The sequence below is a fragment of the Hoeflea sp. TYP-13 genome (assembly GCF_040932035.1).
In the GTDB taxonomy this organism is placed as follows: domain Bacteria; phylum Pseudomonadota; class Alphaproteobacteria; order Rhizobiales; family Rhizobiaceae; genus Hoeflea_A.
In genome coordinates this window covers 1,111,918-1,128,162 of the sequence record NZ_JBFRBB010000002.1, presented here as the reverse complement: position 1 = coordinate 1,128,162, position 16,245 = coordinate 1,111,918, and the positions used below count along the sequence as shown (strand labels likewise).

The window sequence follows — 16,245 nt, the reverse complement described above, 5'->3', positions numbered from 1 at the left end:
AGCGCACAGGTGAGGATAGTGCCAATGGCCGAACTGAGCGGCAAACATGCGGTGGTGACCGGAGGCGGATCTGGTGTCGGGGCATCAATCGCACAGGCGCTTGCAGAAGCGGGTGCAACCGTAACAGTCTCCGGCCGGCGGCGGGATGTTCTCGATGACGTTGCCAAAACTTCAGACCGCATATCCGCCATGACCTGCGACGTAACCGATCCCGACAGCGTAGCCTCTCTGTTTTCATCCGTATGTGCTGCCCATGGCGGCGTCGATATTGTGATCGCCAATGCCGGAGCGGCGGAATCTGTGCCGTTCTCAAAGCAGGACATTGACGGCTGGCGCAAGGCGATCGACGTCAATCTCACCGGTGCATTCCTGACCATGCAGGCTGGTCTTTCGGCCATGGCCGGCAAGGACTGGGGCCGTATCATCACGATCGCTTCCGTGGCGGGCTTGAGGGGATATCCGTATGTGGCTGCCTATTGTGCCGCCAAGCACGGTGTTGTCGGATTGACCAAATCAGTGGCGATGGAGGTCGCAAAGACCGGCATTACGGTCAATGCCGTTTGTCCGGGATACACACAGACACCCATGCTGGAACGGACCCTGGACAACATCATGGAAAAGACGGGAATGTCGCGTGAGGACGCTGCAAAGGCTCTTTTGAGGCAGAATCCGACCGGCCAGTTTGTGCAGCCGGAAGAGGTTGCACAAACGGTTCAGTGGCTGTGCGGGCCAAATTCGGCGTCGATCACCGGACAGGCCCTTTCCGTTTCGGGAGGTGAAGTATGAGTTTGGTGGACGAAACCGGCGTCACGGATGAACGCGACAAGCAGCGCCTGCGTATCTGGTTGCGGCTTTTGAAAATTTCGCGGCAGATGGAGGCCGAGATCCGCGAACGTCTCAGGGTCGAATTTGCGACGACGCTGCCGCGGTTTGATGTGCTTGCCGCACTTTACCGCGAAAAAGACGGAATGAAGATGAGTGCGCTTTCAGCGGCGCTCATGGTTTCCAACGGCAATGTGACGGGCATTGTCGAGCGCCTGGTAACGGACGGTATGGTGGTTCGTGTGCCGGTGAGCGGAGACCGGCGGGCAATGATCGTACAGCTGACCGATAAGGGACGGGAAGATTTCGCGCATATGGCAAAGGTCCATGAAAGCTGGATTGCATCCATGCTGGATATGCTGAGCGACCAGGATGCCGACGTGCTGGTGGATCTTCTCGATAATATGCAGATCAAGGGAGCGAAAACGCAATGAGCAGCATGGCCAATCTGGAACCGAAGCATTTCAACTGGCGCATGGATGGCCGTGTTGTAGTCATTACGCTCGACCGCCCCGAACGCAAAAACCCGCTGACCTTCGAGAGCTATGCGGAATTGCGCGACACATTTCGCGACCTTGTCTATGTGGATGATGTCGACGCCGTTGTTTTTGCCTCCAATGGCGGCAATTTCTGTTCGGGCGGCGATGTGCACGACATTATCGGCCCGCTGCTCGACCGGGACATGAAGGGGCTTCTTGAGTTCACCCGTATGACAGGAGACCTCGTCAAGGCGATGATCGGCTGCGGCAAGCCCGTCATTGCAGCCGTCGACGGGGTATGCGTCGGTGCCGGTGCCATTGTTGCAATGGCGTCCGACATCCGTTTTGGCACGCCGGAAGCAAAGACCGCGTTTCTTTTCACCCGCGTAGGGCTTGCGGCCTGCGACATGGGCGCTTGCGCGATCCTGCCGCGCATCATCGGCCAGGGGCGCGCCAATGAGCTGCTTTATACCGGCCGTGCCATGTCCGGCGAAGAGGCCGAGCGCTGGGGCTTTTTCAATCGGCTGGTCGGCGCCGAAGAGCTTGAGAGCGAGGCGATTGCCTTTGCCACGCGTCTCGCCGACGGCCCGAATTTCGGTCACATGATGACAAAGACCATGCTCAAGCAGGAATGGGCGATGTCCATTGACGAAGCGATCGAAGCAGAGGCGCAGGCGCAAGCAATCTGCATGCAGACCCGTGATTTCGGCCGCGCCTACGATGCGTTCGTTGCCAAGCAGAAGCCCGTTTTCGAAGGGAACTGATCATGGCGGACCGCAGCTTTTTGAATTGGCCGTTTTTCGACGACGGACACCGGGAATATTACCAACAGTTCGACGCCTGGGTGAAAAGCAACCTCGTCGATATCGATCATGATGACATTGATGCGAGCTGCCGTCGCATTGCCACGCTTCTCGGCGAAGCCGGGTGGCTGGAAGCCTCGGCCATCGATCCTCACAATGCAGGATCGACGCTCGATGTGCGCACCTTGTGCCTGACGCGTGAAATTCTTGCCCGCCACGACGGGCTTGCCGATTTTGCCTTTGCCATGCAGGGCCTCGGCACCGGCGCGATTTCATTCTTCGGCACGCCGGACCAGCAGGCAGACTGGCTGACCCGGACACGACGCGGCGAGGCGTTGTCAGCCTTTGCGCTATCGGAGCCACGCTCGGGTTCGGACGTTGCCAATATGGAAATGACGGCCACGCGCGATGGCGGCGATTTTGTGCTCAATGGCGAAAAGACCTGGATATCCAATGGCGGTATCGCCGACGTCTATACGGTCTTCGCCCGCACCGGCGAGGCGCCGGGTGCAAAGGGCATCACCGCATTTATCGTTCCGGCCGATACACCGGGGCTCAATATTGCAGAACGCATTAATGTCATCGCTCCGCACCCGCTTGCGCGGCTATCCTTTGAAGATTGCCGGATCCCCGAAAGTGCGATGATCGGCGAGCCGGGCAATGGTTTCCGCATCGCCATGTCGGTGCTGGACGTTTTCCGCTCGACGGTTGGCGCAGCAGCCCTCGGCTTTGCCCGGCGCGCGCTGGACGAAACGATCAATCGCGCGGCGAACCGCGAATTGTTCGGTGCGCCGCTGGCCGACCTGCAGATGGTCCAGGGACACATTGCCGATATGGCGCTTGATGTGGATGCTGCCGCGCTGCTGATCTACCGGGCAGCCTGGACCAAGGATATGGGCGCCGCGCGGGTGACGCGCGAGGCAGCGATGGCGAAGCTCTATGCCACCGACAAGGCACAGGAGGTTATCGACAAGGCGGTCCAGATCCATGGCGGCGACGGTGTGCGCAGCGGCCACATCGTTGAAAGCCTATACCGCGACATCCGCGCGTTGCGGATCTATGAAGGCGCCTCCGACGTTCAAAAAATAGTCATTGCGCGACAAGCGCTCGCATCTGCTGGAGCATAACAATGACACAACAACAATTGGGCCCATCTGCCCATACGGATACTTTCACAAGGGATAATCTGCCGCCCATGGACAGCTGGCCGGAGCTGGATATCTCCGGCTACGACTATCCCGAACGGCTCAATGCAGCGGTCGAACTGACCGATGCTATGGTCGAAAAGGGGTTTGCCGATCACACGGCGCTCATCGGCAATGGACGTCGGCGCACCTACAAGGAGCTTTCCGACTGGACCAACCGGATCGCCCATGCGCTGGTCGAGGATTACGGCGTCAAGCCGGGCAACCGTATCCTGATCCGCTCGGCCAACAATCCGGCGATGGTTGCCTGCTGGCTGGCGGCGACAAAGGCCGGCGCGGTGGTGGTAAACACCATGCCGATGCTGCGTGCGGCAGAGCTATCGAAGATCGTCGACAAGGCCGAAATTTCGCTGGCGCTGTGCGACACGCGGCTGATGGATGAACTTACCCATTGCGCCAAGAGCAGTAAATTCCTGAAAAAGGTGATTGGTTTTGACGGCACCGCCAACCACGACGCCGAACTTGACCGAATTGCGCTCAACAAGCCGGTGCCGTTCGAGGCTGTTGAAACCGGTCGTGACGATGTTGCCCTGCTTGGTTTTACCTCCGGAACGACCGGAGAGCCGAAAGCGACCATGCATTTCCATCGCGACCTGCTGGTGATTGCGGACGGCTATGCGCAAGAGGTGCTGGGCGTGACGCCGGATGACGTTTTTGTCGGCTCTCCGCCGCTCGCCTTTACCTTCGGTCTCGGCGGGCTGGCGATTTTCCCGCTGCGCTTCGGTGCGGCAGCAACGCTGCTGGAAAGCGCTACGCCGCCCAACATGATCGAGATTATCCAGACTTATGGGGCAACCATCTGCTTTACGGCACCGACCGCTTACCGGGCGATGCTGGCAGCGATGGAGGAGGGGGCCGATCTTTCGTCCCTGCGCGTTGCGGTTTCTGCGGGTGAAACTCTGCCGCCGCCGGTTTATGAATCCTGGCGGGAAAAGACCGGCAAGCCGATCCTCGACGGCATCGGCGCAACGGAGCTGCTGCACATATTTATTTCCAACCGGCTTGGCCATTCAAAGCCTGGAGCAACGGGAACACCGGTGACCGGCTATGAGGCCAAGGTTGTGGATGCGGAGATGGAGGAAATGCCGCGCGGCGAGCCGGGACGGCTTGCGGTGCGCGGTCCGACGGGCTGCCGATATCTCAGTGACGAACAGCGACAGCACGACTATGTGCGCAGCGGCTGGAATGTCACGGGCGATGCCTTCATGCAGGACGAGGACGACGTTTTCCATTTCCTTGCACGCGCCGACGATATGATCATATCCTCCGGCTACAATATCGCCGGACCGGAGGTCGAAGCTGCGCTTCTGGCACATGAAGATGTCGCCGAGTGCGGTGTAATCGGGGTTCCGGACGAGGAGCGGGGACAGATTGTGGAAGCGCACATCGTGCTTGGTGAGGGCGTTCCATCCGATGCGGAAACGGTCAAGCGTCTTCAGGACCACGTCAAGGCGACGATCGCGCCTTACAAATATCCAAGATCCATCAAATTCATCGAAAGCCTGCCCAAGACGCAGACGGGCAAGGTCCAGCGTTATCGATTAAAAGAGCAAAACTGAGTTTTCTGGGAGGAGTAACCAATGAAAAAACTGATTGCAGCTAGCCTGATGGGACTTGCGCTGAGCGCAAGCGGTGCGGCTCTGGCCGAACCGGTCAAGGTCGGAATGATCACGACGCTTTCGGGCGGCGGTTCCGGTCTTGGTGTCGATGTGCGCGACGGGTTCATGCTGGCGGCCAAGATGGCCGGCAACAAGGATCTGGAAGTGATCGTCGAGGACGACGCGCGCAAACCCGATCTCGCGGTGCAGATCGCCGACAAGATGATCCAGAAGGAAAAGGTCGATGTGCTGACCGGGATCATCTGGTCCAACCTTGCCATGGCTGTCGTTCCCAGCGCGGTGGGGCAGGGCGTCTTTTACCTGTCGCCCAATGCGGGCCCGTCTATGCTTGCCGGAAAGGGCTGCCACGAGAACTATTTCAACGTTGCCTGGCAGAACGACAACCTGCACGAAGCGATGGGCGGCCATGCCAATGGCGCAGGTTTCAAGAACACCTTCATTCTGGCGCCCAACTACCCGGCGGGCAAGGACGCCCTGACCGGCTTCAAGCGCTTCTATGAAGGCAATGTCGCGGGCGAACTCTATACCAAACTGGGCCAGACGGACTACGCCGCCGAAATTGCGCAGATCCGCGCATCGGGCGCCGACAGCGTCTTCTTCTTCCTGCCCGGCGGCATGGGTATCGCCTTCATGAAGCAATACGCACAGTCCGGTGTCGACATTCCGGTTATGGGACCTGCCTTTTCGTTCGACCAGGGAATTTTGAAAGCCGTCGGCGATGCGGCGCTCGGCGTCAAGAACTCCTCGCAGTGGTCGAAAGACATCGACAATCCGGCCAACAAGGCCTTTGTCGAAGCCTTCCAGGCGGAGTATGGCCGCCTGCCGTCGCTCTACGCGAGCCAGGGATTTGATACGGCCAACCTGATACTGTCGGCCATGAAAAAGGCCGATGTGAAAGATGCCGACGCATTCCGTGCGGCTCTCAAGGAAGCAGACTTTGACAGCGTGCGCGGCGACTTTAAGTTCGACAGCAACCAGCATCCGATCCAGGACATCTATGTCCGCGAAGTGATCAAGGAAGGTGACGTGCTGACGAACAAGATCATCGGCGTTGGCCTGGAGGACCGCTCCAGCGCCTATGTCGACGACTGCAAACTCTAGGCACGAACAGTTGGCGGAGGCTTCGGCCTCCGCCTTCCGTTTCGATTTTCATTCCAACCCAGGTTGAGTGATAGATGACACTTGCCCTTTTTACAGAGCAACTGCTCAACGGCGTCCAGTTCGGGGTGATGCTGTTTCTGATGGCCGCCGGCCTGACGCTGGTGTTCGGCGTCATGGGGCTGATCAACCTGGCACATGGCTCGCTCTACATGATCGGCGCGTTTTTATGCGCGACGGTCGCGGTTGCCACCGGGTCGTTCTGGCTCGGGCTTGTGGCAAGCCTGGCAGGGGCTGCGGCAGCGGGTGCGGTGATGGAGATTGCCGTCATCCGCCGCCTTTACGACCGCGACCATCTCGATCAGGTGCTGGCGACGTTCGCGCTGATCCTGATCTTCTCGGAGGGCACGCGCTGGATCTTCGGCTCGTTTCCGCTCTATCTCGATATACCGAAAGCACTTCAGGGCGCTGTGGAGCTGCCGGGCGGTGCCGAATATCCGCTCTACAGACTTTCAATCATTGTCGTCGGCCTGCTGATCGCCTTTGGACTTTACCTGCTGATTTCGCGGACCCGGCTCGGCATGCGCATTCGGGCGGGCGAATCCGACCGTGAGATGATCGGCGCGCTCGGGGTTGATATCCGCACGCTCTATACGGTGGTTTTTGCTCTTGGAGCGGCACTTGCCGGGCTCGCTGGTGCGCTGGTTGGGGCCATCCAGTCGGTGCAAGTGGGGATGGGCGAACCGGTGCTGATCCTCGCATTCGTGGTGATCGTCATTGGCGGCATCGGTTCGGTAAAGGGCGCTTTGATCGGCGCGATCCTGGTCGGCGTGGTCGACACGATGGGGCGCATCCTGCTGCCCCAGTTCTTCGCCCTGTTCATGGAAACCTCGCAGGCCACATCCGTCGGCTCGGCGCTTGCCTCCATGGCGATCTACATTCTGATGGCGGTCATCCTGGCGGTTAAGCCGCAGGGCCTGTTCGCGGCGAGCACGTGAGGGCCGGATGAAGCGCGAAACAATCATAAACTGGATTCTTGCCCTCGGCCTTCTCGCGGTGCCGTTTGCGGCATTGTCATTCGACGAGCCGTTCTACATCACGCTGGCAACGCGTGTTGCGATCCTGGCGCTTGCGGGCGTGGGGCTTAACATCGCTCTTGGCCTCGGCGGAATGGTGTCCTTCGGGCATGCGGCCTTTTTCGGCATCGGCGGTTACGCGGCGGGTATCCTTGCGACCCACGCCTTCAATCAGGAACCGCTGATGACATGGCCGCTGGAAATCGCCGGAAGCAACAGCATGCTGGTAATCTGGCTGGTGGCGATCGTCATGTGCGCCATTGTGGCAACCGTGATCGGCATGATCACGCTCCGAACCTCCGGCGTTTACTTCATTATGATCACACTCGCCTTTGCGCAGATGATCTACTATTTCGCCATTTCCTGGCCCTCCTATGGTGGTGAGGACGGGTTGTCGATCTATGTGCGCGACGGTTTTCCGGGGCTCAACACGCTCGATCCGATGCATTTCTTCATGATCTGTTATGTAGTGCTGATGGTCTGCCTGTTGTTTTCGGCCCTGCTACGCGATTCCCGCTTCGGCGCGGCGCTTCAGGTGGCGCGGCAGAACGAAGTGCGTCTGGCATCCACCGGCATTGCACCCTTCAATATCAGGCTCGTCGCCTTTGTGATTTCTGCCTCGATGACCGGGCTTGCCGGTGCGCTCTTTGCCGATCTTAACCGCTTCGTCAGCCCGTCGATGCTGTCCTGGCAGGTCTCCGGCGAAATTATGATCTTCGTCATTTTGGGCGGGGTGGGGCGCCTGTTCGGACCACTGGCGGGTGCCGCGCTCTTCATTGTGATGGAGTTTTATCTGGGTGGCGTCACCGAGCACTGGCAGCTCTTCCTCGGACTGATCCTTTTGTGCGTCGTGCTCTTTGTGCGCGGCGGCGTTGTGGGCATTCTTGCCGGGAGGCAGAGCCATGGCTGACCTTCAAACAGTGCTCGAACTTAACGACCTCAGAAAGACATTCGGCGCGCTGAAGGCTACCGACGGTGTTTCTCTTGATGTTCGCGCGGGCGAAATCCATGCGTTGATCGGGCCGAACGGCGCCGGCAAGTCGACGCTTATCCACCAGGTCGCAGGATCGCTGGCGCCAGATGCCGGGCATGTCCGGTTTCTGGGCGAAGAGATCAATGCGCTCACTGTCGCGCAGCGGGTGAGACGGGGTCTGGGACGCACGTTCCAGGTCTCATCCATCGCGCCTGAATTTTCCGCATTGCGCAATGTCATGCTCAGCGTTCAAAGCACGCAAGGGTCCAGTTTTCGCTTCTTCAAGCCGGTCATGCGCGACCGTTCCCTCATCGAGTCAGCGATGGAAAAGCTTGAACTGGTCGGCCTTGCCAAGCGCGCCGACATTGTTGCCGCTGAGCTTTCCCATGGTGAGCGCCGCCAGCTGGAAATGGCCATGGCCCTTGCGCTCAAACCGAAATTGCTGCTGCTCGACGAGCCGATGGCCGGCATGGGGCCGGAAGGATCCAAACGGTTGACCGGATTTCTCGACACGCTGCGCCACGAAGTGCCGATCCTGCTCGTCGAACACGATATGGAGGCGGTGTTTTCGCTCGCAGACCGCATCTCCGTACTTGTTTATGGCCGAGTCATCGCAAGCGGCACGGTCTCGGAGATCCGTGCCAACAGGGATGTGCGCGAAGCCTATCTCGGGGAGGAGGACTGATGCTGCTGCAGATCGATAAGCTGCAATCCTTCTACGGCCGCTCCCAGGCGTTGTTTGGTGTTGATTTTTCCATGGACGAGGGCGAGGTCGTGGCGCTGATGGGCCGCAACGGAATGGGCAAGACGACCACAATCCGCTCGCTATGCCGTGTATTGCCATATCGCGATGGCTCGATCCGTTTCGGTGGCAGCGATCTTGCCGGCATGCGGCCGCATAAGGTGGCGCGGCTCGGCATCGGACTGGTGCCTGAGGGGCGGCGGTGTTTTCCCAATCTGTCGGTGCACGAAAATCTGGTCGTTGCCGCGCGTTCCGGCGCGTGGACCCTCGAAAGGGTCAACCGGCTGTTTCCGCGCCTCAAGGAACGCCAGCAGCAATCGGCGAGCACGCTTTCGGGCGGTGAACAACAGATGCTGGCGATTGGCCGTGCGCTGATGACCAATCCGCGGCTTCTCATCCTCGATGAGGCAACGGAAGGGCTGGCCCCGGTCATCCGTCAGGAAATCTGGTCCGCGGTTCGCGAGCTGAAGGGCGAGGGGCAGTCGATCCTGATCGTCGACAAGACGCTGAAGGAACTGATGAAGGTTGCCGACCGCTGCACGATCCTGGAACGCGGCAAAAGTGTCTGGGACGGGACACCCTCGGCACTCACCGACGATATTCAGGACCGGTATCTCGGGGTCTGACCGCAAGGAGAAACACGTTGAAGAAAGAAGATGCGCTATGAAGTTCCTGGAACCGGAGGGCTGGAAGCCCGCAAAAGGCTATGCGAACGGCATTCAGGCAAGCGGCGACATTGTCGTTACCGGCGGTCTGGTCGGCTGGAGCAAGGACCAGGTCTGGGAGACGGACGATTTCGTCGGCCAGTGCGAGCAGACATTTGCCAATATCGTCGCGGTTCTCAATGAGGCGGGCGCCGGCCCTGAGCACATTGTGCGCATGACCTGGTATGTCACGGACAAAAAGGAATATCTCGCCCGGCCGAAAGAGCTGGGTGAAGCCTACCGCCGCGTATTCGGGCGGCATTTTCCAGCCATGGCCGTTGTCCAGGTGACGGCACTCATCGAGGACCGCGCCAAGGTCGAGATCGAGGCGACCGCCGTCATTCCGCGCGATTGAGCGGGACATAGCGCAGCGGGGTCAGGTTATTGAACCGATGACGCCTTCAACCAGGTAATCGGTGTTCAAAACCTCCTGTGCATAAGGTCCATACGTCGTCCCGGCCGGCACAACGATCCTGCCCCTGTTGTCTTTGATCGGGCCGACAAGAATTGCTTTTCCGTTTTTCATAGCCTGAATTGCGTTTTGTGCCGCGTTGATCGCCTGAGGTGTCGCGCCTGCGCCGAATGGGCTCGACGTGACGTAGTCCCTGTCGTAACCACCAGATACGAAATCCGGCAGTGGTCTGTCTTCCTCCCGCATCTTCACAAACATCGCGAACATCGGGAACCAATTGTGTTCGGCCCCGGTGATATATCCGTTTGGTGCGAGTGGTTCCTGGTTGAAGGCATGGCCGCAAACCATGGCACCGCGGTCTGCCGCCGTTTTGATGATCGTTTCGGGACTGTCGGTGGTGCAGGTAATGACGTCGCAGCCATCATCCACGAGTGCGTTCGTAATTTCCGAATCGCGTGGCGTCGTCGTCCACTGACGGGTAAACATAACCTTAACCACGGCATCGGGATTGGTCTGGCGAACGCCGATCAGGAACGAATTGATGTTGGCCAGCACAGCGCCCTCCGGCTTCCCGGCCACAAAGCCCAGCTTGTTGGTGCCGGTGCACAGGCCGGCGGCCACTCCGTTAACGTAGTGGCCCTGATTGATTAGGCTGTATTGACTGCCGAAATTCACCGGGCCGGCCGTCTTTGCGTCCGTGGTGACGTTGCGGAAGAACACATCCGGATATTTTCCGGCCAATGCGGCGATGTCCGGATCGTCTCCGAAGGATGTCGATATGACAAGATTCGCCCCTTCCTCAATCAACGCCTCAATCACCCGGTTATACCTGGCATTCCACGATTTGGTGAATTCGCCTTCCTCCGGAAGGGCCGGTTTTTGGACCACTTTGACATGTGCTGCAGACTTCAACACATCCGCCGCCAACGACTGTGCCTGGTTCCATCCCCAGTCATAACGATGCCCGATATAGACCATGCCGACCGTCAAGGACGAAGCACTTGCGGGGCGTGTTGCCACGAGTCCGTTAGCGAGGCTGGTCGCACCAAGCGTGGCGCTCCCTTTCAGGAGGTCGCGCCTGGTCAGGCTGGTTCCGGTTATACGGACCGCCATCTCTCAGTCCCCTCCGAGAATATGCGGCACCGAGCCCGATTTCGAAGACACCTCTCCGAGTTCGACAGCCTTCAGCTTTGCCGCCTTGGCGTTTGGCCTGACCACATCGTATTTGCGGATCTTTGCGGTCTTGCCCCCCGGCAGGACTCCGCTGACGAGGAGGTCGGCGCCTGTCGTCGTGCTGGTCGTTGCCACATGAACGCCGGAAGCGCCGTCAAAAGGCATGAAACTCAATTCGGTTATGTAGGAAGGCAATTCCCCGTGCTCCACCGGGCCTTTCAGGTACAGAGCAGGGCCCCCCTGAAGTGCGGAGCCGGTGGAATAGACCTTGACCCTGCCGGGCGCCGTCAACTGGCCGACGACGATACGCTCGGCGCCGCCCTCCGATCCGTAGAGCCAGCCGGTGGCCAGAGAAACACCGTCGCGGTAATCGCTGCCGAACGGTTCGAATTCCGCGATCATGGATGGCTTGCCATCGCTGCTGGTGCACAAGTCCAGCGGTACATTGGACCCGGCGACCCGCAGGCCTGTCGGCTTCATCAGCCAGTAATCGAAAACGCGAACCTTTGCCGGACTGCCCGGCCCCGGAGCGGTGACGATGCTATTGCGGCCGGACGTGAAGCTGACGAAACCTGTGGCAACGCTCACGCCGTTCTGATCGTCGTCATATGGGCTGAAAGACGAATAGAGGGTGGTGGCTTCGCCGGTGGCCGCTGATTGCTTGTAGGCAAACACCTTGACTTCGCTCGGGATGCCGGGACCGGACCCGACGATGACGTTGTCCGATGTACTGCCGTCGATCTGCGCGGCAGCAACGCTGATGCCGCCTTGGGCGTCGGACGGGAATGCCTCAAACCGCGTCAGTTCCGTCTCGAATGCCGCAGTGCCCCCGGCAGCCTTGCCGGAATATACGACGACTTCCGGAGCGTTATCCTTTCCGGCGCCAACAACCAGATCGTAAATGCCGTCGCCGTTGATATCGCCCATGGTCACGCTCGGAACGCCCTCATAGTCTGCAAATGGCGTGACGGTCGCAACGAGACGGTCCCCGTTGCCGTCGTAGATCTCAACTTGTGCCGCCTTGCCGGATGATCCGGGGACAGAGACCGCGTAGGTGGAGACAGCCGGAATGATGTTCACCATCATCATGAGGCCGTTATCCTCATGGTTCAGGCGATGGCAGTGCATGACAAAAAGACCGATATAATCTTTGAACCGCGTGCGAATGGACAGTTCGGCCGGTTGCGCGATGTCTTCGCTCGGATCGGCGATTTGCGATGGCTGCGGCAGGTTGGCCGTATCCGATCCCCACATGTCCGGACCTGTTCTGATACCGGTAACGGGATTGAAATAGCTGGTGACCTGAAAGTCGTTGACGTGGACGTGGATCGGATGGCCATCATTGTTGTAGTTGTAGAATTTCCACTCTTCGACGGAATTGAGCCGCGGCTGGAGCAGTGGGGCATTGGGAAACCCGATGCCGTTGAAAGCGTAGACAAAGGCCTTCGGGTCATCCTTGTTCGCAAGTTCGTTGATGAACCCGCCGGTGACGTCCAGTTTCCGCGTGAAGTCCGGCGTGACCTTGGAGATGTCTTCAAAACCGGTGTTGGCGTTCAACTCCTGTCCCTCGACAAAAGCGGTTGTCACCCCCTGACCGTTGGAAGGGACAGCCCTTGCCAGAACCTGGGTCGGGAACAGGAAGAATCCGTCATCGTAGCTCACGACGGAAGGCAGGACCGTCACGCTGCCGGTCCTGGCCGGAGGATTGTCGGTGCCGTCGTTGGTGTAGAGAATGCCTTTCTCGCCAAATGCCCGCGCACCGTCACCGATTGACGGCATTTCCAGGATCAGGTCTCCGGTTTTCGGTATCGTTACCGCTATCGCGTAGCGGGTTGCCGGTGGAATGAGCAACCGTGTCCCGTTGTTGGTGACCGGATAGTGAACGGCGGGACTTGGATTCCCGTCTTCTCCGAGGATGGCGATCTTGGGGTGCTTGCCGGTCTCGGTTTCGGTGAGTTGCACATTCATGTAGGCCATGTCGGAGATATTCGACAGCACCCAGATCTCAGTTTGCCCGGCCTTGCTGTTGATGACCGGCTGGAACTGACCGTTGACGGTAAACTGTATGTCGCGCTGGTAGTCAGGCATGTCCGGATCGGCGGGCACGTTGTATCCGGAACCGTCCGGTTTTTCCGTGAACGTCTGGAGATTGCTCGGCATGAACTGAAGCCGTCCGCGGTTGTTGTAAAGCCCAAGTGGACCGGCATACCAGACCGTCAGGTTTTCTGTGCCCTTTTTGGAGTCGGTAAAATTGACTGGCGCCAACAGCGGGCGATAGGTACCCTTGGCCAGTTCGTCGTCCTTCGGCGGTTTCAGGGTACTGACATATTGCGGCCAGTTGGGGTTGCGGAGCTCGGCGAGTCCGCCCTTACGATCAAACACATAATTGTACTGCAGCACCATGTTGCGGACCGGAATATCGTTTTCCGCCACGAGCGGAATGTTGCCGTCGAGACGTCCGATCTGAAGCATGCCGGCCAGACCATAATAAACCTGCGGTGCCGTGAGTCCATGCAGATGCGGGTGATACCAGTAGGCTCCCTGCGGATGATCCTCGCGGATGTCGTAGACATAGGTGTTGGACAAGCCGGCGCCGATATGCAGCATGACGTTGTCGGAATTGCCTTTGGGGCTGATACGCACGCCGTGTGTGTGAAGATTGATGGGCGCCTGCGTCAGTTGAGGCGGATACAGCGGGACTTGTTCATCTTTTGCGCTGAAAGCGGGATCGTAATAGTCGCGGATTGTCAGGTCCGCGAGTGAATTTTCCAGATGGACGATCAGCTTGTCGCCAGGATCAACTTTCAGTGTCGGGGCGGGATACTGGTTGTCTCCGGAGGTTTGCCCGTCCGACGCTGTGCCCTGGATCACATCGTAAGCATAAACCATGAAGTTCCGGACCGGCGTTGGCACCGTATCGAGTCTTGCTTCTCCCTGATGTGCAGTTAGCCGGATCTCAAGAACACCGTCCTTACTTTCAATGACCACAGGCTCCCTGTACTCGGACCGCACGGATGGATCGATGACGGCGTTCGCGGCTTCGTCAGCCGCCTCTGCCTGGTAGATCAACCCAAACCGCATGGCGGCGAGAACCCCCACCGACAAGAATAGTAGCCCGGCAACCGTTGCAAGAAAGAGTGTGCTCCTCAAGCTGGTTCTGGCGGGTGTGTGCAGCTCATTGTCCATATTTCCAGTCCTCCAGTGTTCCATCGCACCGTGTATCTGTCGGTTCCGCAAAATGTCAGCCAGCCGCCCCGCCTATTTCAGCGGGCGGCAATTTATTGCGATCGTTTTCATGGTGCGGCCAGCCTTGCCGTCACAACCCAGCCGATATTCCGCGCCGAAAGGCGGGTCCAGATAATATTCGAAATCATCGGGATCATCGTGCTCGATGATCCGGTACAACTTATAGGGCCCGCTGTCGCAGATCACCTCTTGGCTGTCGACAAACAGCGAGGCCGGCAGGACAAGTATGTGCTCGACATCAGGTTTTGCCGCACAGAACCTGTCGTTGAGTTCCTGGTGATCCTTGGCCTGTATGATCAGTGCTTCAGAGCCCGCGGCGGACGTGTCCGACAGGGCAGGGGCTGTGCTCGTCAAACAGGACGCGAATGCAATTGCAACGACAGCACGATACATCGGATTTTGCTCCTTCTTTCAAAATGTCGCACCGATCGCGAAGCCGAGAACGAGTGCGTTGTCTGTGTTTGAATAGCCATCCGGATTGATGACGTACTGAATGTCAGGCTGGATGTAGAGCACCGGCAGGAGTTGAGCGCGGTAGTTGAACTCCAGAACGGTTTCGGCGCTTTGATCGGGAAGACTGTCGCTAAACACACCTGTGGCGGCAACAAAGGATACCGCGTCGTGGGGCCGGGTCGAGAGCGGGCCGACATAGGTCAGTCCGCCGGCAGCCATGAACTCAATCTGATTGACGTCCGGCGGGGCGTAGCTCAGTGCCAGCCATGCCCACAGCCCGTTGGAGTAATCGTCGTTCTCGCTATAGAGCATTTGTTCGCCCATGGCATAAACGCCCCAGGTGTTGCGGCGATCCGTGCCGGACATCAGATCTGTCATCCGCTCGGTGTCATAGTAGCCGCCGAACTTGTAAGTGCCGGGCAGCCCCGGCCGGCCGGCTCTTTTGCCGACATTGAAACCCGTCTCACCGATCGACAGAACTCCGGCTCCATCGGGTGATCCGAACTCGATGCCGTGTTCGTCCGGATTGCCGAGATCGGGATAGACCAGATAGGCCCCGGCCTGTGCATACCAGGACTGTCCGGGCTTGACCTTCAACCGGGCGCCCCAGGAGGCGTTGGGATAGGTCGGAAAGTTGATGCTGGAAGCGCCTGCCAGCGGGTTGCCACAAATGTCCTGGTTGAGTGATGAGCAGGCCTGGGAAAGGAACGCGAAGTCGTCACCGGCAAGAATCCGGCCCCCGACGACCTCGGTCGTGTCGTCGAAAATCTGCGCACCGAGAGCCAGGTGCACCAGGCTCGGATGCGGGGCCGGTGCATCCGACGAAGACAATTGAACCGGATACAGATTGCCGACATAGTTTGGGCTCAGGCCCGTATTTCCTGTCTGCAGATTTGTCGATGTGATGAAGTAGACTCTCTGGTCGATATCCAGCATGCGCTGGAAATCGACAAACGTCGCGACGGTCCAGTCGCCGATCCAGCTTGCCCCGCCTTCGGTCCTGCCTCCAACCGGATTGGTTGCAAACTGCCCGAGATAGGATACGGAAACGGAAACCCCGTTGAGTTCGAGCCGGTCTCTGATGCCGCCCCAGCTTCCCAGGATGTTGGATGCCTGCGGATTGCCCGACATCCATCCCCAATCCTGTCCCGGTGTCCAGGCCGGTGGATGCAGCCAGGGGGTTGCCGTTTCAGGGCCCGCTGTGTCCCATTTATCGGACTTGAAGAGATCCGATCGGATCCATGGGTTTATGTCGGCTTCGGCGGGCGTGAGGAGAAGTATTGCGCAAAGGAATACCGCTGCTGAGTTAGCGCAATAGTTGCCGGCAGCATGCAACGTCAGTGTCCCCGCTCAAAATGTCGCCCGACAATTATTCACGTACAACCTGGAGTGTAAACTTAAAGAACCTTAATGTTCGTAAACAGCTGACATCAGATTCGA

Annotated in this window: 15 protein-coding genes; 11 read left to right on the top strand and 4 right to left on the bottom strand. The window is 58.9% G+C overall.

Going from position 1 to position 16,245, the window contains the following annotated elements; all coding sequences use genetic code 11:
• The first annotated feature begins 24 nt into the window (after window positions 1-24).
• The 11 genes from ABVT35_RS15435 to ABVT35_RS15385 all read left to right on the top strand — a co-directional run bounded on the left by ABVT35_RS15435 (window position 25) and on the right by ABVT35_RS15385 (window position 9,876).
• Window positions 25-786 carry an SDR family NAD(P)-dependent oxidoreductase gene (locus ABVT35_RS15435; RefSeq protein ID WP_368467478.1) on the top strand — a complete coding sequence of 254 codons (762 nt, stop codon included), beginning with the start codon at window positions 25-27 and terminating at the stop codon, window positions 784-786.
• The gene (locus ABVT35_RS15430) at window positions 783-1,256 is read left to right on the top strand and encodes a MarR family winged helix-turn-helix transcriptional regulator (RefSeq protein WP_368467477.1); all 474 of its coding nucleotides are present in this window, start codon (window positions 783-785) and stop codon (window positions 1,254-1,256) included. The genes ABVT35_RS15435 and ABVT35_RS15430 overlap by 4 nt, the downstream gene beginning before the upstream one ends.
• The gene (locus ABVT35_RS15425; protein WP_368467476.1) at window positions 1,253-2,065 is read left to right on the top strand and encodes an enoyl-CoA hydratase family protein; all 813 of its coding nucleotides are present in this window, start codon (window positions 1,253-1,255) and stop codon (window positions 2,063-2,065) included. Before ABVT35_RS15430 ends, ABVT35_RS15425 begins: the two co-directional genes overlap by 4 nt.
• Before the next feature lie 2 nt (window positions 2,066-2,067).
• Window positions 2,068-3,231 (top strand): acyl-CoA dehydrogenase family protein, encoded by a 1,164-nt coding sequence (locus ABVT35_RS15420; protein ID WP_368467475.1) that lies wholly within the window; start codon window positions 2,068-2,070, stop codon window positions 3,229-3,231.
• 2 nt (window positions 3,232-3,233) lie between these two features.
• The gene (locus ABVT35_RS15415) at window positions 3,234-4,868 is read left to right on the top strand and encodes an AMP-binding protein (protein WP_368467474.1); all 1,635 of its coding nucleotides are present in this window, start codon (window positions 3,234-3,236) and stop codon (window positions 4,866-4,868) included.
• 21 nt (window positions 4,869-4,889) lie between these two features.
• A complete protein-coding gene (locus ABVT35_RS15410) occupies window positions 4,890-6,029 on the top strand; it encodes an ABC transporter substrate-binding protein (protein ID WP_368467473.1) in 1,140 nt (379 codons plus the stop codon).
• A gap of 74 nt (window positions 6,030-6,103) precedes the next feature.
• On the top strand, window positions 6,104-7,024 hold the full coding sequence (locus tag ABVT35_RS15405; protein WP_368467472.1) for a branched-chain amino acid ABC transporter permease: 921 nt from the start codon (window positions 6,104-6,106) through the stop codon (window positions 7,022-7,024).
• Between the two features lie 7 nt (window positions 7,025-7,031).
• Entirely contained in the window at window positions 7,032-8,012 is a 981-nt protein-coding gene (locus ABVT35_RS15400; protein WP_368467471.1) for a branched-chain amino acid ABC transporter permease, read from the top strand.
• Window positions 8,005-8,760, top strand: a complete 756-nt coding sequence (locus ABVT35_RS15395; RefSeq protein WP_368467470.1) for an ABC transporter ATP-binding protein — start codon at window positions 8,005-8,007, stop codon at window positions 8,758-8,760. The genes ABVT35_RS15400 and ABVT35_RS15395 overlap by 8 nt, the downstream gene beginning before the upstream one ends.
• Window positions 8,757-9,443 carry an ABC transporter ATP-binding protein gene (locus ABVT35_RS15390; RefSeq protein WP_368467893.1) on the top strand — a complete coding sequence of 229 codons (687 nt, stop codon included), beginning with the start codon at window positions 8,757-8,759 and terminating at the stop codon, window positions 9,441-9,443. The genes ABVT35_RS15395 and ABVT35_RS15390 overlap by 4 nt, the downstream gene beginning before the upstream one ends.
• A gap of 37 nt (window positions 9,444-9,480) precedes the next feature.
• Entirely contained in the window at window positions 9,481-9,876 is a 396-nt protein-coding gene (locus ABVT35_RS15385) for a RidA family protein (protein WP_368467469.1), read from the top strand.
• A gap of 21 nt (window positions 9,877-9,897) precedes the next feature.
• Here the strand turns inward: ABVT35_RS15385 and ABVT35_RS15380 are convergent, their stop codons facing one another.
• The 4 genes from ABVT35_RS15380 to ABVT35_RS15365 form a co-directional block, all read right to left on the bottom strand.
• Entirely contained in the window at window positions 9,898-11,046 is a 1,149-nt protein-coding gene (locus tag ABVT35_RS15380) for a BMP family ABC transporter substrate-binding protein (protein ID WP_368467468.1), read from the bottom strand.
• A 3-nt stretch (window positions 11,047-11,049) separates the two neighbouring features.
• Complete coding sequence (locus ABVT35_RS15375; RefSeq protein ID WP_368467467.1) at window positions 11,050-14,292, bottom strand: multicopper oxidase domain-containing protein; 3,243 nt, start codon at window positions 14,290-14,292, stop codon at window positions 11,050-11,052.
• 72 nt (window positions 14,293-14,364) lie between these two features.
• Window positions 14,365-14,745 carry a hypothetical protein gene (locus ABVT35_RS15370; RefSeq protein ID WP_368467466.1) on the bottom strand — a complete coding sequence of 127 codons (381 nt, stop codon included), beginning with the start codon at window positions 14,743-14,745 and terminating at the stop codon, window positions 14,365-14,367.
• An 18-nt stretch (window positions 14,746-14,763) separates the two neighbouring features.
• Window positions 14,764-15,936 (bottom strand): carbohydrate porin, encoded by a 1,173-nt coding sequence (locus ABVT35_RS15365; protein ID WP_368467465.1) that lies wholly within the window; start codon window positions 15,934-15,936, stop codon window positions 14,764-14,766.
• Window positions 15,937-16,245 lie beyond the last annotated feature (309 nt).

Bases quoted from the DNA above. Each gene is read 5' to 3' on its own strand.
- ABVT35_RS15435 (WP_368467478.1), top strand. From the start codon at position 25: ATGGCCGAACTGAGCGGCAAACATGCGGTGGTGACCGGAGGCGGATCT.
- ABVT35_RS15430 (WP_368467477.1), top strand. From the start codon at position 783: ATGAGTTTGGTGGACGAAACCGGCGTCACGGATGAACGCGACAAGCAG.
- ABVT35_RS15425 (WP_368467476.1), top strand. From the start codon at position 1,253: ATGAGCAGCATGGCCAATCTGGAACCGAAGCATTTCAACTGGCGCATG.
- ABVT35_RS15420 (WP_368467475.1), top strand. From the start codon at position 2,068: ATGGCGGACCGCAGCTTTTTGAATTGGCCGTTTTTCGACGACGGACAC.
- ABVT35_RS15415 (WP_368467474.1), top strand. From the start codon at position 3,234: ATGACACAACAACAATTGGGCCCATCTGCCCATACGGATACTTTCACA.
- ABVT35_RS15410 (WP_368467473.1), top strand. From the start codon at position 4,890: ATGAAAAAACTGATTGCAGCTAGCCTGATGGGACTTGCGCTGAGCGCA.
- ABVT35_RS15405 (WP_368467472.1), top strand. From the start codon at position 6,104: ATGACACTTGCCCTTTTTACAGAGCAACTGCTCAACGGCGTCCAGTTC.
- ABVT35_RS15400 (WP_368467471.1), top strand. From the start codon at position 7,032: ATGAAGCGCGAAACAATCATAAACTGGATTCTTGCCCTCGGCCTTCTC.
- ABVT35_RS15395 (WP_368467470.1), top strand. From the start codon at position 8,005: ATGGCTGACCTTCAAACAGTGCTCGAACTTAACGACCTCAGAAAGACA.
- ABVT35_RS15385 (WP_368467469.1), top strand. From the start codon at position 9,481: ATGAAGTTCCTGGAACCGGAGGGCTGGAAGCCCGCAAAAGGCTATGCG.
- ABVT35_RS15380 (WP_368467468.1), bottom strand. From the start codon at position 11,046: ATGGCGGTCCGTATAACCGGAACCAGCCTGACCAGGCGCGACCTCCTG.
- ABVT35_RS15375 (WP_368467467.1), bottom strand. From the start codon at position 14,292: ATGGACAATGAGCTGCACACACCCGCCAGAACCAGCTTGAGGAGCACA.
- ABVT35_RS15370 (WP_368467466.1), bottom strand. From the start codon at position 14,745: ATGTATCGTGCTGTCGTTGCAATTGCATTCGCGTCCTGTTTGACGAGC.
- ABVT35_RS15365 (WP_368467465.1), bottom strand. From the start codon at position 15,936: ATGTCGGGCAATCCGCAGGCATCCAACATCCTGGGAAGCTGGGGCGGC.